Genomic DNA, 21,868 nt, shown 5'->3' on the forward strand with positions numbered 1-21,868 from the left:
TTGGGTAATCGTGATTACGCTTTTCCTGTCAGCAACAGGAGGCGTCGATGCCAAGACACAAGGATGTGGTGTTTGTAGGGAGTGCACTTAAGGACCTCAAAGCTTTTCCGCTCGATGCGCGACGCGCGGCCGGTTTTCAACTGGATCTCTTGCAGCAGGGTGAAGAGCCCTTTGACTGGAGGCCAATGAAAACTGTCGGGCGAGGCGTCAATGAGGTCAGGATTGCCGAAGAATCAGGGGCGTTTCGGGTGTTTTACGTGGTCAACCGACCGGAAGCGATTTATGTATTGCATACGCTGCGTAAAACCACACAAAAAACCGAAACTCGGGATATCGAACTGGCACGCGCCAGATTGCAGGAAATAGGTTGAACACCATGACCGAACGTCAGATTCAAGCCGAGCGTTTCACCAGTGTCTGGGATGCACTGGAAGACACTCCACAACAAGCGGCCAACATGCGCCTGCGTTCCAGGCTGATGCAGGAACTGTGCAAAACCATTCGTGCCTGGGAGTTGCCGCAAAAGGATGCGGCCAAACGCCTGGGCATCACTCAGCCCCGGCTCAATGATGTGCTCAACGGCAAGATCGACAAGTTCTCGCTGGATGCACTGGTAAATTTGTCAGATGCCGCTCGATTGGGCGTTGATATCTGTTTCAACCCGCAGCCACCTGGGCCACTTCAGCTGGCCTGATGCAGTCAGTTGATCGTTTTACACAAGGCTTGGGAACGATCATTTGAAACATCTGCCGACTACACGGGGCCATTCTGGCTGCTAGGCTGCTTCTAAGGCCTTCCTCGACAGAACTTTGCCCATGCTCGCGCGATTGCTGTTCCTCTGTGGTCTTTTCATGGCCTCTACCTCGGCCGTGGCCATCACTATTTATAAATCCACGAGCGTCACCGGAGTGGTTTCCTACAGTGATCGCCCATCACATGGCGCACGGATATTTGTGTTCCGCGACCGGATGGACGAGCACCTTGAGCGCCAGGTTCATCTGGATATCAAGCAGCAGCAGGGCGTGCACAGCGTGTTCGCGCGCAATGATCTGTATGCGCCGGTAGAGGTCGAGTTGAGTTTCGGTGAGCTGAAGAATGTCCGGGGGGCGCCGTCGTTGCCGATCCGCCGTGTGCTGCCAGCGCGCAGCAATACACGTCTGGCGTTGCTCACGGCGATTGCGCCCGGCAGGCCGCTGGTCTATACCCCGAAGTTCAGTTATTCCCTGGGCGACCCTGCAGGCACCACGCAGGCCTACCGGTATCCGCTGCCGTGGCGTGGCGGGCCGTTTTACCTGACTCAAGGCCCCAATGGTCGATACAGCCACTTTGGGGTCAAGAACCGTTACGCCATGGACATCGCCATGCCTGAAGGCACACCGATCATTGCGGCGCGCGGCGGGGTGGTGGTGAAGACCGAAAACAGCCAGAGCGGACGTGGCACCGACCCGTCCGGCAATTTCGTGCGGGTGCTGCACGATGACGGGACCATGGGCGTGTACCTGCACCTGAAGCGCGGTTCGGTGTGTGTTCGGGAAGGTCAGCGAGTAGCGGTCGGCAGTGCGTTGGCGCTGTCGGGCAATACCGGCAACAGCAGCGGGCCGCACCTGCACTTCGTGGTGCAGCGCAATAGCGGGCTGGGGCTGGTGTCGATTCCGTATCAGTTCAACCAGCCGGTGGGCAGCTTGCCAAACTTTGCGCTCGGCAAACAATGATGTGTTGCCCGAGCTGGCGCTATCGCGAGCAAGCTCGCTCCCACAGGGGATTTGTGTTTTGCCGGGAAACCGGAGTAACACCGAATCAGTGTGGGAGCGAGCTTGCTCGCGATGGGATCGACGCCGATCAGGTGCCGGGCACTAGTCGAGCATCAACACCTTGGCCAATATGATTTTCGGACCTTTCATCTTTTTGATGATGATCCGCAAACCTTCGACTTCCAGCACTTCTTCCTCTTCCGGCACCCGTTTCAGGGTTTCGTAGACCAGCCCGGCGAGGGTTTCGGCTTCGATGTGGTCCAGATCGATGCCCAGCAGGCGTTCGACCTTGAACAGGGGTGTGTCACCACGCACCAGCAACTTGCCCGGCTGGTAAGCGAGAATCCCGCGTTCGGCCTTGCGATGTTCGTCCTGGATGTCGCCGACCAGCACCTCCAGCACGTCTTCCATGGTCAGGTAGCCGATGATATTGCCGTCGGCCTCTTCAACCACGGCGAAGTGCGAACCGCCCTTGCGAAATTGCTCCAGCAACTGCGACAGCGGCATATGGCGCGATACGCGCTCCAATGGGCGCGTCAGCTCGGCCAGGTTGAATGACTCGGGAATGTGGTCCAGCGCCGCCAGTTCCAGCAGCAGGTCCTTGATGTGCAGCAGGCCGACGAACTCCTGGCGTTCGCTGTCGTACACCGGGTAGCGGCTGAATTTGTGGCGACGGAACAGCGCGAGGATTTCCTTGAGCGGCGCGTTGAACTCCAGCGTCACCAGGTCTTCCCGGGAGTTGGCCCAGTCGACCACTTCCAGCTCGCCCATCTCCACGGCCGAGGCGAGTACGCGCATGCCTTGGTCGCTCGGGTCCTGGCCACGGCTGGAGTGCAGGATCAGTTTCAGTTCTTCACGGCTGTAATGGTGGTCGTGATGCGGGCCGGGTTCGCCTTGGCCGGCGATCCGCAGGATGGTGTTGGCGCTGGCGTTGAGCAGGTAAATGGCCGGGTACATTGCCCAATAGAACAGGTACAGCGGCACTGCGGTCCACAGCGACAGCAACTCGGGTTTACGGATCGCCCAGGATTTTGGCGCCAGCTCGCCGACCACAATGTGCAGGTAGGAAATGATGAAGAAGGCGGTAAAGAGCGATATGCCTTTGACCACTTCAGCGGACTCTACGCCCACCGCACTGAGCAGGGGTGTCAGCAAGTGTGCGAACGCCGGTTCACCGACCCAACCCAGGCCCAGGGAGGCGAGGGTAATACCCAATTGGCAGGCGGACAGGTAGGCGTCGAGCTTGCTGTGTACGGTGCGCAGGATCTGCCCGCGCCAGCCGTTTTTATGGGCAATGGCCTCGACCTTGGTCGAGCGCAGTTTGACCATGGCAAATTCCGCCGCAACGAAGAAACCGTTGAGCAAAACCAGGATCAGTGCAAAAAGAATCATGCCGAAATCGGCGAAGAGTGAAACGAGAGTCAAGCCAGGGGAAGGGTCCATGATGGAGTTTTGCGGGTTCCGTATATTCGAAAAGAAGGGGGATTGCCGAGCCTGAAAGGCAGGCCAAAGTCAGCCAATGTAGCGGCTGACAGGGCGATTGCCTAGTGTTCAGTCAACGTTCGCGCTAGTCGGTCAACGAGTTGACCTGCGATTTTGTCACCTGTGCCGGCGCGAAATGGCAGGTGAACGTGCTGCCGTGACCCAGCACGCTGCTGATCTCCATTCGCGCGCGATGTCGTAATAAAACGTGTTTGACGATAGCCAGGCCTAGCCCGGTGCCGCCGGTATTGGAGTTGCGGCTGGAGTCGACACGGTAGAAGCGTTCGGTCAGGCGCGGCAGGTGTTTGTTGTCGATGCCAATCCCCGAGTCCTGCACGCTGAGGTGCGCGCCTTGCTCGTCACCCCACCAGCGGATGCGGATATTGCCGCCGTCCGGGGTGTATTTGACCGCGTTGAACACCAGGTTCGAGAACGCGCTGCGAAGCTCCGCTTCACTGCCCTTGAGCAGAATCGACGGATCGGCTTCCAGGGTAATGCGCTGGTTGCGCTGCCCGGACAGCGCCTGGGCATCGCTCTTGATCGATTGCAGCAGGCTGTCGATCGGCACCGGTTGGTTGTCCGACGGGTAATCGGTGGCTTCGAGCTTGGCCAATAGCAGCAAGTCGTTGAGCAACGTCTGCATGCGCCCGCCTTGTTGCTGCATTTGCTGCAACGCACGGCTCCAGCGCGGATTCACTTCTTCGACGTTGTCGAGCAGGGTTTCCAGGTAGCCGCAGATCACCGTCAATGGCGTGCGCAGTTCGTGGGAGACGTTGGCGATGAAGTCTTTGCGCATTTGCTCAAGCTGATGAATGCGGGTGACGTCGCGCACCAGCATCAAGTGCTCGTTGTTGCCGTAACGGGTGATGTACAGCTGAATCCGCATCCGGTCGTTGGTCGGCGAGGGGATTTCCAGCGGCTCGGCGTAGCTGTCCTGCTCGAAGTATTCCTTGAAGCGCGGATGACGCACCAGATTGGTTACCGGCTGACCGCTGTCCTGCGGGGTCTTGAGGCCCAGCAGGGTTTCGGCGGCGCGGTTCCACCATTCCAGGTTGCCGTCGCTGTCGAGCATGATCACTGCGTCTTTCAACGCTGCGGTGGATTCCTGAACCCGGTCGATCACCGCTTGCAGGCGTCCGCGCACGCGCTGATCGCGGCGTTGCAGGTGGTAGATGCTGTCGAACACTTCACCCCACAGGCCGTAGCCATCGGGCGGCGCTTCGTCGGGTTTTTGCAGGCGTAGCCACTCGTGCAGACGCAGCAATTGTTTGAGGGTCCAGGCCAGATAAATTCCCAGGCCTGCGGCCAGGCTCCAGCCGTATGCGCCTGTGATCAGGCCGATCACCAGGCAGCCGGTGACCAGCAACAGCATGTGGCGGATCAGAGTGCCATGCCAGTTTTGGTTCACTTAAACATGCGTCCTTGTCAGCTTGTCGAGCAAGTAAGGGCCGGCTCAGGCTTTGGTGGAAAAGCGATAACCAGTGCCACGCACGGTTTGTACCAGATTCTCATAGGCATCGCCGAGCGCTTTACGCAAACGACGGATATGCACGTCGACGGTGCGCTCTTCGACATACACATTGCCGCCCCAGACCTGATCGAGCAATTGCCCGCGGGTGTAGGCACGTTCCTGGTGTGTCATGAAAAATTGCAGCAAGCGGTATTCGGTCGGGCCCATCTCGGCGGGTTTGCCGTCGATGGTCACGCGGTGGCTGATCGGGTCCAGCAGCAGGCCGCCGACTTCGATCGGCGCTTCGCCATCGGTAGGGCCGGCGCGACGCAGCACGGCTTTTAGACGCGCAACCAGCTCACGTGGGGAAAACGGCTTGGTGATGTAGTCATCGGCGCCGACTTCCAGGCCCTGGATCTTGTTGTCCTCTTCGCCCTTGGCAGTGAGCATGATGATCGGGATGTCCCCGGTCAGCTCATCGCGCTTCAGGCGCCGGGCCAACTCGATGCCCGAGGTGCCGGGCAGCATCCAGTCGAGCAGGATCAGGTCCGGTTTACGGTCGACAATAATGGCGTGGGCCTGTTGGGAGTTCTCGGCCTCCAGGCAGTCATAGCCGGCCATTTCCAACGCAACGGCGATCATTTCGCGAATGGGCGCTTCGTCGTCGACGATCAGAATACTCCTGCCAACCATGCCTTAATCCTCTTGTCATTTAACTGTCTTGCGCCGCATTAGATAACGGAATTATTGCAGTCGTGTGACAGTATTTTAGTCGTGCGGCGGTCAGCACAATCCTGAACTACGCTTTAAGTTCGATTCCTGACAACCACAAAAGAAGGTTTCCATGACTCAATACGCGCAATCCTTTAAAGCTTTGGTGTTGGCCGCTGCCCTGGCATTACCGACACTCGCGCTCGCTGCCGAGCCGGCAATGATGAAGAACGGCATGATGGTCGATCAAAAGGGCATGACCTTGTACACGTTCGACAAGGACACAGGCGGCATGTCGATGTGTAACGCTGATTGTGCCAAGACCTGGCCGCCGATGATGGCTCCGATGGATGCCAAGCCGATGGGGGAGTGGAAGCCAATCAAGCGCGACGACGGAATGATGCAATGGACTTATGACGGCAAGCCGATGTACACCTACAAAATGGACATGAAGCCTGGCGATAAGATGGGTGATGGTTTCAAGAATATGTGGCACATGGCGAAGCACTGATCCATACAACATGATCTGAACGCTAAAAGATCGCAGCCTCCGGCAGCTCGGAGGTTGCGATCTTTTTCAAACTTCAACGCAACGCATAATCCAGCACGATCCCGACAAAAATCGCCAACCCGGCCCAGTGGTTATGCAGGAAGGCCTGAAAACACTTCAGTCGGTCCTTGTCCCGGGTGTACCAGAACTCCCAGGCAAAACATGCGGCCGCAGCCAGCAACCCCAGGTGGAACCAGCCGCCCAGCTCGAATTTCGATCCGGCCAGCAGCAGGCACCCCAAGGCCAGCCCTTGCAGGGTGAGAATAATCACCCGATCGGCATCGCCAAACAGAATCGCCGTCGATTTCACGCCGATCTTCAAATCGTCGTCGCGGTCGGTCATCGCGTAGTAGGTGTCGTAACCCACTGTCCACAGCAGGTTGGCGATCCACAGCAACCAGGCAATGGCCGGCAGTTCACCGGTTTCGGCGGTGAACGCCATCGGCATGCCCCAGGAGAACGCCGCGCCCAGCACCACTTGCGGGTAATAGGTGTAGCGCTTCATGAACGGGTAAGTGGCGGCCAGCGCCAGGCCACCGAACGACAACCAGACCGTGGCCGCGTTGGTGCACAGCACCAGCAGGAAGCTCACGCCCATCAACAACGCGAAGAACACCAGCGCTTCTTTCGAACTGATCTTGCCGCTGACCAATGGCCGTTGTTCGGTACGTTTCACGTGGCCGTCGACCTTGCGATCAGCCCAGTCATTGATCACGCAGCCACCCGCGCGGGTCAGCACCACGCCCAGCACGAAAATCGCAATATTGGCCAATGACGGCGAACCTTTACCGGCAATCCACAGCGCCCACAAGGTCGGCCACAGCAGCAGATAAATGCCGATCGGCTTGTCCATGCGCGTCAGCTGAATGAAATCCCAGGCACGCGGGTTCAAGCGATTCAGTGATTTGAGCAGCTTCTGGTACATCAGCAGTTCTCCGCATTCGCGCAAACAGCGTGCCACAGCGTCGGCAGGAATATTTCCGCGACCAGCACGCTTAAGCTCCCCCGGTCGAAACGCGAACGACGGCCCCACAGTTCTGGCGCTTGAGATTCGCTCGGCAACCACTCGACGGGATAGTGACAAACCTCGATGGCACCGCGCTGAAACGCCTGATCGCAAAACAGCAACTCGCCCAGGGAGCGGCTGCCCAACTCATCCATATTCAACCCGCCGTCCTGCAACGAACTGCGCGCCGCCACACTGCGGGCAAACACCCAGGCTTCACCGTGACCGCGCAAATACACCTCACGTACCCAGCCTTCACTGCCTTCGGGCAACGCCAGTGCGGCGCATTCGTCTGCGCGCAACGGCTGCCAGCCTTCGAACAACGGCCTAATGCTGAAGCCGTTATCCGACAAACGGGTCAGGCGGCGGGTGAGCGAGCCTTCATCGAATAGCCAGTCGAGGGTTTGCGTGTCAGGAAGGGGCGTCAGCTGGCTTTGTGGCAGCCAGAGCGGGGCAGGTGCGAGGGGTTTTGAGTGCGGCACAGTGAGTCAGTATTGGCAGCAAATGAGGCGGCGAGCTTACCATGTCGGTCGGTGATATTGATTGATCGGGTGGGGTATTGGCCGCGAACAGGCTTGCATCTATTGAGCCCGATCAGTACAAAACGCCTTGAGCCGGACGGCAGACCTTTATCGGGCGACCGTTCGCGCCAGAAAAAGCCTGAGAACCTGAGGAAGCAAGTAATGAAGAAGTGGCAATGCGTGGTCTGTGGGCTGATCTACAACGAAGCCGAAGGCTGGCCGGATGATGGCATCGCCGCCGGGACCTTGTGGCAGGACGTACCGGAAGACTGGCTGTGCCCGGACTGCGGCGTCGGCAAAATGGATTTCGAGATGATCGAAATCGCTGCCTGATCACAGCTTTTTATGAATTGAAGAGGACAAAGGAATGAACGCACCTGTCGTGATCGTCGGCACTGGGCTGGCTGGCTACAACCTGGCCCGGGAGTTTCGCAAACTCGATGGCGAAACACCGCTGCTGCTGATTACCGCAGATGACGGACGCTCCTACTCCAAACCGATGCTCTCCACCGGTTTCGGCAAGAACAAGGACGCCGATGGCCTGAGCATGGCTGAACCCGGCGCCATGGCCGAACAATTGAACGCTGAAGTGCGCACCCACACGCGCATCAGCGGCATCGACCCAGGCCACAAGCGCCTGTGGATCGGCGAAGAAGCCGTGGCCTATCGCGACCTGATTCTCGCCTGGGGCGCGGAAACCGTGCGCGTGCCGGTACAGGGCGATGCGCCTGACGCCATCTTCCCGATCAACGACCTCGAAGACTACGCGCGCTTTCGTGCAGCGGCGGCCGGCAAGCGTCGGGTGCTGCTGCTCGGCGCCGGCCTGATTGGCTGTGAGTTCGCTAACGACCTGATCCTCGGTGGTTATGAAGTGCAACTGGTCGCGCCGTGCGAACAGGTCATGCCGACGCTGCTTCACCCGGCGGCGGCCGCTGCAGTGCAAGCCGGGCTGGAAAGCCTGGGCGCGCAGTTCCACTTAGGCCCGGTACTCAACAGCTTGCAGCGTACCGATGACGGGCTTGAAGGGCATTTGTCCGACGGCCAGGTGATCCCCTGCGACGTCGTGGTTTCAGCCATTGGCTTGCGCCCGCGCATCGATCTGGCGGCCGCTGCCGGTTTGCAGATCAATCGCGGTGTGGTCGTTGACCGCCATCTGAAGACTTCTCACGCCAATATCTACGCCTTGGGCGACTGCGCCGAGGTCGATGGGCTGAATTTGCTGTACGTGATGCCTCTGATGAGCTGTGCGCGTGCGCTGGCTCAGACCCTGGCCGGCAATCCGACGGCGGTCAGCTATGGTGCGATGCCGATTACCGTGAAAACACCGGTTTGCCCATTGGTGGTTTCCCCGCCGCCACGGGGTTTTGAGGGTGTCTGGACCGTCGAAGGGCAGGGCGCCGACATCAAGGCGCTGTGCCGTGATGCCAGCGGAAAACTGCTGGGTTACGCCCTCACCGGGGCGGCGGTGATGGAGAAACTGGCTCTAAACAAGGAACTTCCGGCGCTTCTGGCGTAAATACCGGTCGTTCTGTCGGAATCACCCCGCTTTTGCCCCTACAAAGGTCGCCCCGAGACTGGCGTCGCAAGTAACCGCGTGCCATCCTCACTCCTGTCTGCCGCAGAGTAGAGCCTGCGGCGCCTTGGGCGCTGTTCCGGAAGAACAGCACGGACATAACAACAAAAAACCGTCAAAGAGGCTTCACTATGCGTAAACCAGAACTTGCCGCAGCAATCGCTGAAAAGGCTGACCTCACCAAAGAACAGGCTAACCGCGTCCTCAACGCCGTCCTCGAAGAAATCACCGGCGCTCTGCACCGTAAAGACAGCGTCACCCTGGTAGGTTTCGGCACTTTCCTGCAACGCCACCGTGGCGCCCGCACCGGCAAAAACCCGCAAACCGGTGAGCCAGTGAAAATCAAGGCCAGCAACACCGTTGCGTTCAAGCCTGGCAAGTCGTTGAAAGACAGCGTCAATCCGTAACACACACCGACTTCCCGCATAGCGGGTGAGCGGGATAAAAAATGGGCACGCCAACTTGGATGGGTGCCCATTTTTTTTGAGCGGCAAGGGTAATGACGGTCTTTGCAGGAGCCGGCTTGCCGGCGATATGGCACAAGGTGTTGTAGCTTTCGCGAAGTAACCTTGAGGGTTTTTAAACAAGTGCTTTAGTACTGCTTGCGCAAGCGCTTTGGTGGAACGGAAAAACGCCGATTTGAATCAGCGGAATAGCGCGAACCGGTTACTGTCTCCATTTGCCCACCTTCACGCACAAAATCATTTACCTCTTTCACCCGGCGGCTACGCAGCCAAGTAATCCACTGAATCAACTCGGTGTGTCCCTGCTGTTCAAGCATCTGCATGAAACGCACTTGCCAGCGCTTACACGCCGGCCCGCAAAGCCCTGTACGTCGCTGCAGGTCAACCACGCTTTCGCCATTAATCAGGCCTTGGGCAAAACCCAACCAATGTTCTGGATAACCCAACCGGGAAAGTAACGTGCCATGGAGTAAGCTCACCGTGCTCCAACAGCTAGGGCACCGAAAATCGGGGCGTCGCTCATCGATACGCTGCATATGAGGCGAACCACACTTCGAGCAGACCGCCTGCTGAGTGGTCAGCAACTGCTCTAACCCACTCAGGAACGCCTGGGCCTGGGCCGCAATATGCGCTGGTGGTTCCAGGTCGGTTCGATCTTGTCGCGCAGCCCACCAGTGGTACAACGCTGGAAACTCTTTAGCCATTACCGCACGGCAGGGTTTAATCCAGCGCCATGTGGTGCTGGGGGAAATGCCCAGCGCTTTGGCAACATTGGGCATAGACCAGCCCGCCAGGAGGTACTGACCGTAGGCGGACCACAGGTGCATAAGCCCGTACCCTGAAAATGGGGTTTTCGACAGACAGTTAAAGCCTTTATTGCAAGCTGCACAGCGGTAAAACGGAAGACGCGTGTTTGAAATGGCCTCCACTCTAAAACGTGGATGACCACACTGCGGGCATTGGACCGGTGATTTCTTGGGTAGCTCGTGCAGATAGTGGATAAAGGCATCCGCCTGACTGTGCAACTCGACCGGCAGGCATCTGTGGTAGTCGGGTGGGACATGGGTATCAGCCATTGAGTTTGAGTCTCTCATGGAGGATGCAGTGAGTTGGCCGATCAACGTCGCAGGCGAAAGACCTGCCTTGGGATTCTCCTGTCGCCGTATCCCGGGCCGCTCTGCCTGTGGGCATGCGTGCTAATAAATCGAATCAATATCCAGATTGAAAGGGGCGCCCACAGCATGCCCTCCCGTGATTGCGGCAATGGCCGCGTCATGGTCTTCGGGCACTGGCGGAATCATCGCCAACTGCTCCTGAGCGATGTTCTCCGGATGGGCATTCCAGCGCAGCAGGTTTTCCTGCACCCACTCGGGCTGGTCGGCGTAGCTGCCGTAAACTTCGGTCTCGGTGACTCGCTGGTTGTGCAGGGCCAGCAGGCGAGTCTGGGTCATCTGAATCTTTCCCTTTTCTTCCTTGAGAGCCTCGGACTTTTGCGCGTCTTGATGGTAATTGGCATGTGCGGGGGGGTTGTTTTCGAGTTTCTGCTGGAGGTCGTCCAGCTGTCTGCTGATGTTTCGCAAGGCGTCGTCGATCCGTTCGAACTCCTGAGCAGTCACCAGTGAGCGCTTGAGTTGTTGCGCCTGCTGCCAACGGCGCAGGCTGGCCCAGCAGCCGGGAATGTAGCTGCCGACCATCGAGTGATCGGGGGACTCCATCACCTGACGCAGGAATGAGCCGCGTTTGGGCAGGCCATCGATCTGTCGCAGTGCCTCGGCGCAGCCATGATCATTGATCGTGCTGCAACCCGGTTCCCAGAGGATGGAGGACTTGTGCTCTTTGCCGAATACCACCGGCATGAAGTGGCGCAGCTTGCCGTGGTGCGCGTAGGGCTCGCCCCTGAAGTTGACCATCCCCACGATCAAGAGCGCCAAGCCAGCGGCCGGGTTGAGGACAAGTACCGTCCCATGTGCGAGATACATCGGCTTGGACGGCGTGTTCATCCAGGTGGCGGGTACGCTCGGCACGGGGTCGTTGTGGTTGACGATCCGGTGATGGTTCAAGGGGTGGGCGTTTTTGATGAAGGTGGCGTCACCGGCGCGGGGGGCGCCGTAGGTGTATAGGACGATGTCCGGTTGATAGCGTTTATTGCGTCGCAACATTTCAGCCAGTATCAGTGCCACCGCCCCGCCCAGGCTGTGTCCTGTAATCAGCAGTTTTTGCCCGCTGTAGAATTTTTCCAGATAGGTGACAACGAACGAGTATGCGACTTTGGCGGCGCCGTAGAAGCCGTTGTGCACTTTTCCATCCCCTTCCTCAAACGGAACCTGCTGGGCATCCGCATCACGCAGGCCGTCGGCGAGCAGCTCATTGGTTCCGCGCACGCTAACCAATATCAATTCGTCGTGATGGCAGATGAAGGCTTGGGTGTCCGTGCTGTTGTCCTTGTTGCGATCATCGAGAAAGTGCAGTTTGGCCGGGTGCTCCTGCTCATCACCCAATTCGGGGTTGTTGACCTCGGGGTAGAGTTGCGGGTCGAATGGCACCACTTCCAGCCGTTTCGAGTAAGGCACCTCTTCATACAGCGGGTAGTACTTTTTCGTCTGCGTGGCATCGACTTTCCACAACTCATCAAACTGCGGCAGGGCATGGCCGAACCAGTTGCCGCTGCTGGGTTGCAAGGGGAAGCTCACACTGTCGGTCTTGACCGGTTGGGTGTCCGGTTCCTGACCAAAATCGGTGTAACTCAGGGTCGCCATCAACGCCAGTTGATAGAGGTTGAGTGCGCAGAACTCGCTGCCGGTCGACAACATCGGGCGCAGCGCCCTCATGGGGCGCACTTCCATCACATGATGTTTGTTCGGCAGCAGGGCAATGCCCTTTGGCTTGGGCGGTGGCGGGAAAAATCCCAACTCGACCGTGGCCATGTCCACCTGACTGAAGACCGCGCTGAGCCCGCCATCCGGGGCGCTTTTATCGACAATCGTGAAAGCTCTGGTTTTGGGAGTGGATCGCAGCAGTTTGTGCACCACCATATTCGGTGGATCGCGACGCAGGGCCAGAGGTGGCAAGTGCGCTACGTGTTTTACCAATTCGCTGACTTCGACCTGGTAATAGGCAGTGGCATCAGCGAGGTCTTTTGCTGGATTGGCTTGGGTGCGTACGCCTGATTTGTTGAAGAAACGGGTTTTTTCGGCGCGTACCTGGAGTTCGGTGATGGGGAGCGGGTAGTGCGGTCGCTCCTTCAGTCGGGCATATATTTCCTCTTTCCCCTGATAAAACTGATTGAGTTTTAGAGTCACCGGGCCGCAGTAATGATTAAGGACTTTGCCTGAGCCAGTGGCATCCAGCTTGCCGGTGTAGACAGTGTCTTCGTAATCAATGACTTCATAAGTCAGACCGGCATAGGGCTTGCCGTCACCAAATTCGTCCACTAACTGAAAGCTCGTCGAATGACCACGCAAAGGGCAGGCGTGGATGTTGCCTTGCATAAATGGCGCATCACTGGCAGCCAAAGGTTCAATGCTCATGGGGTCTCATCCTTGTTTTCCGTGCAACCCGGGTAAATGGTGCAGATCCTTTCATCCACCATCTTGAAGGTGCTGAAGTCTTTGTAATTGCCGAAACAGAACGCATCCTGGTCTTCAAAGCCTTTGCCCATACAACGCTTCCAACCACCAGGCACCTTGACCCAAGTATCACCAAAGGCTGGTTTTTCCTGTTCAGCCAACTTGATCTTCAGCCTTACAGTTTTCCCCGGTAGCTGAGTCAGCGTGTACGCCGTGAAAGGACGACTTCGACCGACATTGCCCTGTGCATCCATCTTTTTGCAGGTGAGGATTTTGGTGATGTAGCGCTTGGGGCCAACCGTGCGGAATAGCCACTGGCATTCGCCGAAGAACTCTCCTACGCCATCATCGCTGAAAGTGCCCATGTGCCGTTCCAACAGCTCTGGGCGTACGGCAAATGAGGCATGGTCATAGCCGGAGTAGCTGCGTTTGTTATCTCTCCCAATGATCCCGATGACCTTGAGCTCCACAAGGTTCAATGCCATCGGGCAGTCGCTCACGGTTCTGTACAGCTCAATCTCAGCAGTGCCGACGTATTCCATGTTGGGTTTGTTGAAGCTGACCTGAAAATTTCGCCCGCCGGGCAAGCTGCACGTTTGCCCTTTGGCGGGCAGGTAGATGGCCTTCAGTTCGTACTTGAAGTCAGGTGGAAAATCGGGAATGAAGGTAAAGCTGTCTGGCTTGCCGACAGCCGCACAACCCACGGTCAGGGAAAGGCAACTGCCGAGGGTCAAGCCTTGAATGGCTCGTTTGATGTGCGGGGTATCTCCCCGCCAATACCGCGCTTTCTGATGCGTCATGGTGTTACGTCCTTGTTTTCCGTGCAGCCTGGGTAAATGGTGCAGATCCGTTCATCCACCATCTTGAAGCTGCTGAAGTCTTTGTAATTGCCGAAGCAGAACGCATCCTGGTCTTCAAAGCCTTTCCCCATACAGCGTTTCCAACCGCCAGGCACCTTGACCCAAGTATCACCAAAGGCTGGTTTTTCCTGTTCAGCCAACTTGATCTTCAGCCTTACAGTTTTCCCCGGTAGCTGAGTCAGCGTGTACGCCGTGGAAGGCCGGCTTCGGCCGACATTGCCCTGTGCATCCATTTTTTTGCATCTGAGCAGCTTTATCAGGTAACGCTCCGGCCCCACCGTGCGAAAGAACCACTGGCACTCGCCGAAGAACTCGCCTACGCCGTCATCGCTGAAAGTGCCCATGTGTCGCTCCAACAACTCCGGGCGCACGGCAAAGGAGGCGTAGTCATAGCTGCTGTCACTTCGTTCCGGGCCAAAAACACCTATGACCTTGAGCTCCACAAGGTTCAATGCCATCGGGCAGTCGCTCACGGTTCTGTACAGCTCAATCTCAGCAGTGCCTACGTATTCCATGTTGGGCTTGTTGAAGCTGACCTGAAAATTTCGCCCTCCGGGCAAGCTGCACGTCTGCCCTTTGGCGGGCAGGTAGATGGCCTTCAGTTCGTACTTGAAGTCAGGTGGAAAATCGGGAATGAAGGTAAAGCTGTCTGGCTTACCGACAGCTGCACAACCCACGGTCAGGGAAAGGCAACTACCGAGGGTCAAGCCTTGAATGACACGTTTCATACGGGGGCATCTCCCTGCCAATACAGCGCTTGCTGATACACCCGCTCAAAATGTGCCGTTGGGTCTTCTTCGGGCTTGGGTAGCCAGGATTTGGACGGAAGGTAACCCGGTGCTTGCAGGCTTTGGGTCAGCAAAAAGTGCACTTGCTCGGGTTGCTGCCAGCCCCATAAACGGGCCAATTGAATCTGGCCCCATAACCAGTCATCCACATTCAGCTGCTCGGCGAGGGTCGCCAGGGCTTCGGTGTGCTCACGGATCAGGTAGCGGCGCGTGTTATCGAACAGCACGTTCGCGTAGACAATGTCCGGCGTCGGGGTTTTCAACCAGGGCGGATCGAGCGGCAGCGGGTGCGCGCCGGGGTCAGGGTTGTTGGCGACTGTCCATTGCTCAGCCTGCCAGTAACAGACGCTGGCGATCGGTCCAAGAAAATCGGCGTGCTGCTCAGGTTGCAGATAGGCCAGGGCGCGTCCCAGTACGCGGTTGTCGTGCACGCGATACACCGCCAGGTTCGGGCGTTCACCGGTTACCAGACGGTCGCGCCAATGAGCGGCCAAAACATCCAGGTCAACGTTGCTGGCACTTGCCAGCCAGCCCCAATGACGCTCGGGCGTGTCGAGCAGCGCCTGGATGACCGGATGTTTGACGGTGCCAATCTGAAAAAGATAAGGGCCTGCTTGCGCCAGTGAGTTTGCCGCCGTGCCCACATACAGATTGCGGTACTGATCGGCGCCCAGTTCGTTGGCCAGCGCAATGCGTTCGTCGAGCTGGCCGTCAGTGTCGAGCATCAGATAGAGATCCCGCCCGGATCGGGATTGCTCGTGTAGCCATTGTTCGAGTGTATTCATGCGGCTTCTCCAATGCTGCATTGGCCAGCGAGACAAGCCTCGCAAAGCGGGCAGTAGTCCGCCGCCTGCTGTCGGGCGCCGGTGACGATAGACCGTGGGCTGGCGATGACGGGGTTTGGGTTGCTGGCCGAAGCCTGTAGCGCCTGTAGCGGCTGAATACCTGCCAGTGGCGCACCGCCCTCGACAATGGCCACGCTGCTGAAGATGCCCGCTGCGTTGATGACGATGTGGTGCCCCCCCGCCGTCAGCGTCAGGCTCATGCCGGCGTCGACCACCACGTTGGCGGCGGTGACGTGAGCCTGTTGACCGGCCTGAATCACCAGCGAACCCACCGCCGTCGTGCTGCTAGTGCCGTTGATGGTGATCAGCTCATCAGCGCCGATCAACGTGCTACGAGCGCCTTGGGTGGTGTGCAGTTCGTCGCCCTTGATCAGGCTGGTGCTGTTGTTGTCCACCTGCTCGAAGCGGTCGTTGCCAATCGTGGTGTCGCTGTCGTTGAGGATCAGGTGCTCGAGGTCGCGCTGGGCGCGCAGGTAGATTTTTTCCTGTCCGGCGCGGTCTTCAATCGACAATTCGTTGTAGCCGCCACTGCGCGGCGAGCTTTGGCTGCGCAGAACCGTTTTGGTCTTGTTCTCGGGCAATGGATGAGCGACGGATGTGACCTTGTTGACCACGCAACCGGTGATCAACGGTTGATCCGGGTCGCCCTCCTGAAAAGTCACGACCACCTCCATCCCGACACGCGGGATGGTCACTGCACCAAAACCCTCGCCCGCCCAACTGGATGCAACCCGTAACCAGCAACTGCTTTTTTCGCTATTGAGTTCTGCCCGATCCCAAGGCAGCTCGACACGAACCCGGCCGTACTCATCGCAAAAAATTTCCTCGCCGGGCGGGCCTGTGACACGAGCGGTCTGGCAGACCAGTACAGGTTTGCGGGGCGGCAGCGATGGGCGGTAGAACACGTCCCATGGAATGGCGCTAAAGCTGTTGCGGTAGCCTTGGGTAAAGCCGTCTTCGGGTTTGGCGTTATTGGTGATCGCTTCCTCCAGTGATTGAGGTTGTCGCCCAACGTGCTGAACGCTGACCAGCAGCCATAAGTCGTTGTACGATTTGCGCGGATGCTCGGTCAGGTCGAAGAAGTGACCGCTGCGCAGGCTCGGCTGGTCGCTGTTGCCCTCGGCCAGTTGATAGTCGGTACGGTGCCGCTCCAGGGCCTGCCGGGCGAGCTGTTTGCCGCGTTTTTCGTTCTCGATAAACACCGGATAGCGATAGTCTTCAAGCTCAGGGCTGAACTCGGCGGTGAAGCGGCTTTCCAGCAACAGGCTCGGGCGCTTCAGGTCGTAGTCGCGGCGCGTGGCCGTGCTGGTGCGGGTGCTGAAACGCAGGGAGAACTGGCTGACGACCGGGTGCTCCGCCACCAGGCCGGCGTCTTGCTGATAAGGGGTTGCGCCCAGTTTGGGAAACCAGGTCTGGTCGTCGCTGAACACCAGCACGTGGCCTCCGGGCGAATGCTGATGGTGCCACGCGATGCCGTCTTCGGCGCACAGGCGCTGGACTAGTTCGAAGTCATTTTCCCCATATTGAGTGCAGTATTCGCGCTCGGGACTAGTGCTGACATTGAAGGTAAAAGCATCGGCCTGGATGCCGTGGCCGTTGAGGACTTGGGTAATGATTTGCGGCACGGTCAGGCGCTGGAAAATCCGCTGATTGTGGCTGAGCTGCAAGTAGTGCAGCGCCGGCACCAGGGTCAGCTGATAACGGGTCAGGCGCTTGCCGGCTTCACCCGCCAATACCTCTTCAATACGGCCATGAATGCCTTCGCCGTTCAGCCCGAACTGGAGAAACGCGGGTTGGCTCAGCAGGCTCTCCAGATCGAAATCCGGGTACTCGCTGACCAGTTCGACGTGGATGGCGTACAAGGTGCTGATGGCTTCGGTGCCGTCGAAGGCCAGCACCTTGAAGTCGTTGCGAACACCGGGAATATGCAGTGAATAGTGCGCCGTATTGGACGGTTGGAACATCCGCTTATCCTTTAGCTGGATGGAAATAACGCGCGATATTCAAACCGTCCCTGGTCTTGCTCGCGAGAACTGCAGAGCACGCTAACAAGGCGATAAACGAAATAATGTAGGAACAGTCCCTAACCTCAGTAAGACCGCTCCGCGTTTCAAACTGTTGCCTTGGCAAACGGCAGAGATAGTGTAAGTTCCGCACCATTGAACGGTCATTCGATGCCATTGCGCTCTGCATGGCCGCATTTGCAGAACAGCATTTGAGGAGTTTGCTGAAATATGAGGCGCCATCACTTTGATGGCACTTTTTAATTGGATTTTGTCGTCTATCGATTTGGAGATTGATGAAAGTAACTTTTTCAGAGAAGTCCTACATTTATCATTTTTGATTCTTGTCATGCTCTGTGCCTGCCCCAGAGGACAGATGTTCAATGATGACGGTCAGGTTTGCTGGAGCGCTCTGGCTCAACGGTTTCATGGCGATTGGCCGAAAGCGGAAATATTAAACTGACATCAGGGTATCCCCTGTCACATATAGGGTGATTACCTACACGCTGTAGAGAACTCTTCGTCTTGTTGTTTAATCGGGTGCTTGCTGGTGGCCATCATCGTGAGCAGGATGCGCACCACTTGAAAGAGCACGGTACTCAATTGGATGAGTCTTTCGCGATGCTCTTGATACTGTCCAGCGCTCCCGAAACTCCGGAAAGCGCACAGGCGCTAATACTATTAAAGGTCAGGGATGTCTTATTCAAGCAAACTTTCTGCTCATTACCTTGAACTCGCCAAGTGCTCTGTTTCCAAAGAGAGTTTTGCGGGCGAGGATGTTCGCTTTTCGAGCGAATATGAGGCATTGGAAAGCGAGTTGGGTAAAGCCCAATCCATGCATGAAAGCGGTCAGATCGACTGGCTGAAAATCCGCGAAAACAGTGAAGCGCTGCTGCGAACCCAATCCAAGGATTTGCGGGTCGGGGCGTGGCTGACCTGGGCGTTGTATCAGCGCGAATCCTTTCAGGGCCTGCTGGCCGGTCTCGGCCTGCTGCACCATCTGTGCGAGCACCACTGGGCCGAAATTCACCCGAACAAGGCCCGCACTCGCTCCGCTGCCATCAGCTGGTTGGTACCGCGTCTCGAGCAGGTGCTGAACGAAAACGTTGCGATCAAAGAGCAACTGCCGCTGTTCCGCCGCTTGGTTGAGCATCTGGAAGGTCTCGATGCCGCTTGCACCGAGCATCTGGGCGACGACGCGCCGCTGCTGCTGCCGATCTCCCGCCGTCTGAAAAACATGGTCCAGCGCGCCGCCGACAACCAGCCGGAGCCCGGCGCTGTCGGTGCGGTGGTGGCTCAGGTCAAACAAGCCGCGACCCAGCTGTTCACCCCCGGTGCGCCGATCGACAACGAAAAAGAAGCCCACAAGGCCCTGCGCGCGCAGCAGGACAATGCACGTCCGCTGTGCGCCTGGTGGCTGAAACAGAAAGCCACCGACCTGCGCGCCCTGCGCCTGAACCGCACCCTGCTGTGGTTGCCGATCGACGCCGTCCCCGAGCGCAACACCGAGCAAATCACCGCCTTGCGCGGGCTGCCGGCCGACAAGCTGAAAATCTACCAGGACCGCTTTGACCAGGGGCAATTCGCCGACCTGCTGGTGGAACTGGAGGCCAGCCTCGCCAAGGCGCCGTTCTGGTTCGATGGCCAGCGGCTGGTCTGGGAATGTCTGCTGGGATTGAACGCCGACCTGGCCATGCGCGAAGTGGAAATCCACTTCGCGTTGTTGATTCAGCGCCTGCCCGGCATCGTCGAATTGCGTTACCACGATGGCGCGCCGTTCGCTGATCCGGCCACTCGCGCCTGGATCAGCGCCCACGTGATGCCCCATCTGCAAACCGCCAGCGCGCCGCGCAAGGTCGAAGTCAGCACCAGCCAACCGGCCTGGGAGCTGGCGCTCGAAGACGTCTTGCCGGTGCTGCGCAAGGACGGCCTCAAGGCCGCGGTGCAGATTCTCAAGCAAGGCCTGCAAGCCGCCCACGGCGGGCGCGTGCGGTTCTTCTGGCAGTTCAGCCTGGCGCGGCTGTGCTTCCTGGCCAAGAAATACGAACTGGCCAAGATCCAACTCGAAACCCTCGATTCAGAATTACAGAACTCAGGCTTGCACGCCTGGGAGCCTGATCTTGCGCTGGAAGTGCTGCACCTCCTGCATAGCTGCTGTGAGTTGTTGCCGCAGAACCACGCAGTGCGAGAACGCAAGGAAGAGATTTATCGCAGGCTGTGCCACCTCGATCTCGAAGTGGTACTCGAATAGGCCCCAGGGCCACAACCGCAAGGAGAAAAGCCATGGCCAAAGAAGGCTCGGTAGCCCCCAAGGAACGCATCAACGTCACCTTCAAACCCGCCACCGGCGGTGCTCAGGAAGAGATTGAACTGCCGCTGAAACTACTGGCAATCGGTGATTACACCCACCGCGCGGACGAGCGCAAAGTTGAAGATCGCAAGCCGATCAGCATCGACAAGATGACCTTCGACGAAGTCCTCGCCAAGCAAGAACTGCAGCTGACGCTGAGCGTGCCGAACCGTCTTCAGGAAGAGGGCGACACCGAAGAGCTGGCCGTGAAACTGCGCGTCAATTCGATGAAGGACTTCAACCCGGCCAGCCTGGTCGAGCAAGTGCCTGAGCTGAAAAAACTGATGGAGCTGCGTGACGCACTGGTGGCCCTCAAAGGCCCGCTGGGTAACGCACCTGCCTTCCGCAAAGCCATCGAAGGCGTTCTCGCCGACGACGAATCGCGCGGTCGCGTACTGGGTGAGCTGGGCCTGAACGCCGCAGCTCAGGACGTCTGAGCCCCCATCAGCCAAGGAAGCCAACACTATGAGCACCCGTGCAGCGCAGCAAAAAAGTAACGAGAACGGCGAATACAGCATTCTCGACAGCATCATCGCCGAAACCCGACTGACCCCGGACGACGAAGCCTACGACATCGCCAAGCGCGGCGTGTCGGCGTTCATCGAAGAACTGCTCAAGCCGCAGAACAACGGTGAGCCGGTCAAGAAAGCCATGGTTGACCGCATGATCGCCGAGATCGATGCCAAGCTCAGCCGTCAGATGGACGAAATCCTCCACCACCCGGACTTCCAGTCGCTGGAATCGGCGTGGCGTGGTCTGCAGTTGCTGGTCGACCGCACCAACTTCCGCGAAAACATCAAGATTGAAATCCTCAACGTCTCCAAGCAAGACCTGCTGGACGACTTCGAAGATTCGCCGGAAGTGATGCAGGCTGGCCTGTACAAGCACATCTACACCGCTGAATACGGCCAGTTCGGTGGTCAGCCGGTAGGCGCGATCATCGCCAACTACTTCATGTCGCCAAGCTCCCCGGACGTGAAACTGATGCAGTACGTGTCGAGCGTTGCCTGCATGTCCCACGCGCCGTTCATCGCCGCTGCCGGCCCGAAATTCTTCGGCCTGGAAAGCTTCACCGGCCTGCCGGACCTGAAGGATCTGAAAGATCACTTCGAAGGCCCGCAATTCGCCAAATGGCAGAGCTTCCGTCAGTCCGAAGACTCGCGTTACATCGGCCTGACCGTGCCGCGTTTCCTGCTGCGCAACCCGTACGATCCGGAAGAAAACCCGGTGAAATCGTTTGTGTACAAAGAAACCGTCGCCAACAGCCACGAGCACTACCTGTGGGGCAACACCGCCTACGCGTTCGGCACCAAGCTGACCGACAGCTTCGCCAAGTTCCGCTGGTGCCCGAACATCATCGGCCCACAAAGCGGTGGCGCGGTTGAAGATCTGCCGTTGCACCACTTCGAAAGCATGGGCGAAATCGAAACCAAGATTCCGACCGAAGTGCTGGTGTCCGACCGTCGCGAATACGAACTGGCTGAGGAAGGTTTCATCTCCCTGACCATGCGCAAAGGCAGCGACAACGCGGCGTTCTTCTCCGCCAGCTCGGTGCAAAAACCGAAGTTCTTCGGCATCAGCGCTGAAGGAAAGGCGGCAGAGCTGAACTACAAGCTCGGCACCCAACTGCCGTACATGATGATCGTCAACCGCCTGGCTCACTACTTGAAAGTGCTGCAGCGCGAGCAACTCGGTTCGTGGAAAGAACGTACCGACCTCGAGCTGGAACTCAACAAGTGGATCCGCCAGTACGTCGCCGACCAGGAAAACCCGAGCGCCGAAGTCCGTGGCCGTCGTCCGCTGCGTGCTGCCCAGATCATCGTCAGCGATGTTGAAGGCGAGCCTGGCTGGTACCGCGTCAGCCTGAACGTGCGCCCGCACTTCAAGTACATGGGTGCCGATTTCACCTTGTCGCTGGTTGGCAAGCTGGACAAAGAGTAACCAAGGA

21 protein-coding genes are annotated in these 21,868 nt (G+C 58.2%); 10 read left to right on the plus strand and 11 right to left on the minus strand.

From position 1 onward, the window contains the following. Positions 1 to 47: 47 nt before the first annotated feature. The 3 genes from AC1RPZ_RS04300 to AC1RPZ_RS04310 all read left to right on the plus strand — a co-directional run bounded on the left by AC1RPZ_RS04300 (position 48) and on the right by AC1RPZ_RS04310 (position 1,712). Entirely contained in the window at positions 48 to 371 is a 324-nt protein-coding gene (locus AC1RPZ_RS04300; protein WP_493135212.1) for a type II toxin-antitoxin system RelE/ParE family toxin, read from the plus strand. Positions 372 to 376: 5 nt separating this feature from the next. Then, positions 377 to 694, plus strand: a complete 318-nt coding sequence (locus AC1RPZ_RS04305) for a helix-turn-helix domain-containing protein (protein ID WP_493135214.1) — start codon at positions 377 to 379, stop codon at positions 692 to 694. A gap of 121 nt (positions 695 to 815) precedes the next feature. Beyond that, positions 816 to 1,712: a M23 family metallopeptidase gene (locus AC1RPZ_RS04310; RefSeq protein ID WP_493135216.1), complete on the plus strand. Its 897-nt coding sequence runs from the start codon at positions 816 to 818 to the stop codon at positions 1,710 to 1,712. Between the two features lie 141 nt (positions 1,713 to 1,853). On the opposite strand, the gene AC1RPZ_RS04315 is transcribed toward AC1RPZ_RS04310, so the two are convergent. From AC1RPZ_RS04315 to phoB, 3 genes are all read right to left on the minus strand, one after another. After that, positions 1,854 to 3,194, minus strand: coding sequence for a hemolysin family protein (locus AC1RPZ_RS04315; RefSeq protein ID WP_493135218.1), 1,341 nt, complete (start codon positions 3,192 to 3,194; stop codon positions 1,854 to 1,856). A 124-nt stretch (positions 3,195 to 3,318) separates the two neighbouring features. After that, positions 3,319 to 4,605, minus strand: coding sequence for a phosphate regulon sensor histidine kinase PhoR (gene phoR, locus AC1RPZ_RS04320; protein ID WP_493135692.1), 1,287 nt, complete (start codon positions 4,603 to 4,605; stop codon positions 3,319 to 3,321). Positions 4,606 to 4,686: 81 nt separating this feature from the next. After that, a complete protein-coding gene (gene phoB, locus AC1RPZ_RS04325; RefSeq protein WP_007896474.1) occupies positions 4,687 to 5,376 on the minus strand; it encodes a phosphate regulon transcriptional regulator PhoB in 690 nt (229 codons plus the stop codon). A 151-nt stretch (positions 5,377 to 5,527) separates the two neighbouring features. Here phoB and AC1RPZ_RS04330 point away from each other — a divergent pair, with 151 nt between their 5' ends. Further along, positions 5,528 to 5,905, plus strand: a complete 378-nt coding sequence (locus tag AC1RPZ_RS04330; RefSeq protein WP_493135220.1) for a COG4315 family predicted lipoprotein — start codon at positions 5,528 to 5,530, stop codon at positions 5,903 to 5,905. A gap of 73 nt (positions 5,906 to 5,978) precedes the next feature. Here the strand turns inward: AC1RPZ_RS04330 and ubiA are convergent, their stop codons facing one another. Further along, positions 5,979 to 6,869, minus strand: coding sequence for a 4-hydroxybenzoate octaprenyltransferase (ubiA, locus tag AC1RPZ_RS04335; RefSeq protein WP_493135222.1), 891 nt, complete (start codon positions 6,867 to 6,869; stop codon positions 5,979 to 5,981). After that, complete coding sequence (locus AC1RPZ_RS04340) at positions 6,869 to 7,432, minus strand: chorismate--pyruvate lyase family protein (protein ID WP_493135224.1); 564 nt, start codon at positions 7,430 to 7,432, stop codon at positions 6,869 to 6,871. Before AC1RPZ_RS04340 ends, ubiA begins: the two co-directional genes overlap by 1 nt. Positions 7,433 to 7,633: 201 nt before the next feature. Here AC1RPZ_RS04340 and AC1RPZ_RS04345 point away from each other — a divergent pair, with 201 nt between their 5' ends. From AC1RPZ_RS04345 to AC1RPZ_RS04355, 3 genes are all read left to right on the plus strand, one after another. Next, positions 7,634 to 7,804, plus strand: coding sequence for a rubredoxin (locus AC1RPZ_RS04345; protein WP_123427432.1), 171 nt, complete (start codon positions 7,634 to 7,636; stop codon positions 7,802 to 7,804). Between the two features lie 34 nt (positions 7,805 to 7,838). Next, positions 7,839 to 8,987, plus strand: a complete 1,149-nt coding sequence (locus AC1RPZ_RS04350; protein ID WP_493135226.1) for an NAD(P)/FAD-dependent oxidoreductase — start codon at positions 7,839 to 7,841, stop codon at positions 8,985 to 8,987. Positions 8,988 to 9,175: 188 nt separating this feature from the next. Next, positions 9,176 to 9,451 carry an HU family DNA-binding protein gene (locus AC1RPZ_RS04355; protein WP_003213368.1) on the plus strand — a complete coding sequence of 92 codons (276 nt, stop codon included), beginning with the start codon at positions 9,176 to 9,178 and terminating at the stop codon, positions 9,449 to 9,451. A gap of 185 nt (positions 9,452 to 9,636) precedes the next feature. On the opposite strand, the gene AC1RPZ_RS04360 is transcribed toward AC1RPZ_RS04355, so the two are convergent. From AC1RPZ_RS04360 to AC1RPZ_RS04385, 6 genes are all read right to left on the minus strand, one after another. After that, the gene (locus AC1RPZ_RS04360; RefSeq protein WP_493135228.1) at positions 9,637 to 10,584 is read right to left on the minus strand and encodes a transposase; all 948 of its coding nucleotides are present in this window, start codon (positions 10,582 to 10,584) and stop codon (positions 9,637 to 9,639) included. 120 nt (positions 10,585 to 10,704) lie between these two features. Beyond that, the gene (locus AC1RPZ_RS04365) at positions 10,705 to 13,035 is read right to left on the minus strand and encodes a lipase family protein (protein ID WP_493135230.1); all 2,331 of its coding nucleotides are present in this window, start codon (positions 13,033 to 13,035) and stop codon (positions 10,705 to 10,707) included. After that, the gene (locus AC1RPZ_RS04370; protein ID WP_493135694.1) at positions 13,032 to 13,829 is read right to left on the minus strand and encodes a hypothetical protein; all 798 of its coding nucleotides are present in this window, start codon (positions 13,827 to 13,829) and stop codon (positions 13,032 to 13,034) included. The genes AC1RPZ_RS04365 and AC1RPZ_RS04370 overlap by 4 nt, the downstream gene beginning before the upstream one ends. A gap of 41 nt (positions 13,830 to 13,870) precedes the next feature. Next, a complete protein-coding gene (locus tag AC1RPZ_RS04375) occupies positions 13,871 to 14,662 on the minus strand; it encodes a hypothetical protein (RefSeq protein ID WP_493135232.1) in 792 nt (263 codons plus the stop codon). After that, the gene (locus AC1RPZ_RS04380; protein WP_493135234.1) at positions 14,659 to 15,507 is read right to left on the minus strand and encodes a DUF4123 domain-containing protein; all 849 of its coding nucleotides are present in this window, start codon (positions 15,505 to 15,507) and stop codon (positions 14,659 to 14,661) included. Before AC1RPZ_RS04380 ends, AC1RPZ_RS04375 begins: the two co-directional genes overlap by 4 nt. Beyond that, the gene (locus AC1RPZ_RS04385; protein ID WP_493135236.1) at positions 15,504 to 17,531 is read right to left on the minus strand and encodes a type VI secretion system Vgr family protein; all 2,028 of its coding nucleotides are present in this window, start codon (positions 17,529 to 17,531) and stop codon (positions 15,504 to 15,506) included. Before AC1RPZ_RS04385 ends, AC1RPZ_RS04380 begins: the two co-directional genes overlap by 4 nt. A gap of 733 nt (positions 17,532 to 18,264) precedes the next feature. Here AC1RPZ_RS04385 and tssA point away from each other — a divergent pair. The 3 genes from tssA to tssC are packed head-to-tail and all read left to right on the plus strand — an operon-like array spanning position 18,265 to position 21,861. After that, the gene (gene tssA, locus AC1RPZ_RS04390) at positions 18,265 to 19,821 is read left to right on the plus strand and encodes a type VI secretion system protein TssA (RefSeq protein ID WP_493135238.1); all 1,557 of its coding nucleotides are present in this window, start codon (positions 18,265 to 18,267) and stop codon (positions 19,819 to 19,821) included. Between the two features lie 32 nt (positions 19,822 to 19,853). After that, positions 19,854 to 20,357 carry a type VI secretion system contractile sheath small subunit gene (gene tssB / locus AC1RPZ_RS04395; RefSeq protein ID WP_493135240.1) on the plus strand — a complete coding sequence of 168 codons (504 nt, stop codon included), beginning with the start codon at positions 19,854 to 19,856 and terminating at the stop codon, positions 20,355 to 20,357. A 28-nt stretch (positions 20,358 to 20,385) separates the two neighbouring features. After that, positions 20,386 to 21,861 (plus strand): type VI secretion system contractile sheath large subunit, encoded by a 1,476-nt coding sequence (gene tssC / locus AC1RPZ_RS04400; RefSeq protein WP_493135242.1) that lies wholly within the window; start codon positions 20,386 to 20,388, stop codon positions 21,859 to 21,861. Positions 21,862 to 21,868 lie beyond the last annotated feature (7 nt).

This window comes from Pseudomonas sp. GW822-FHT02D10, from assembly GCF_058802345.1.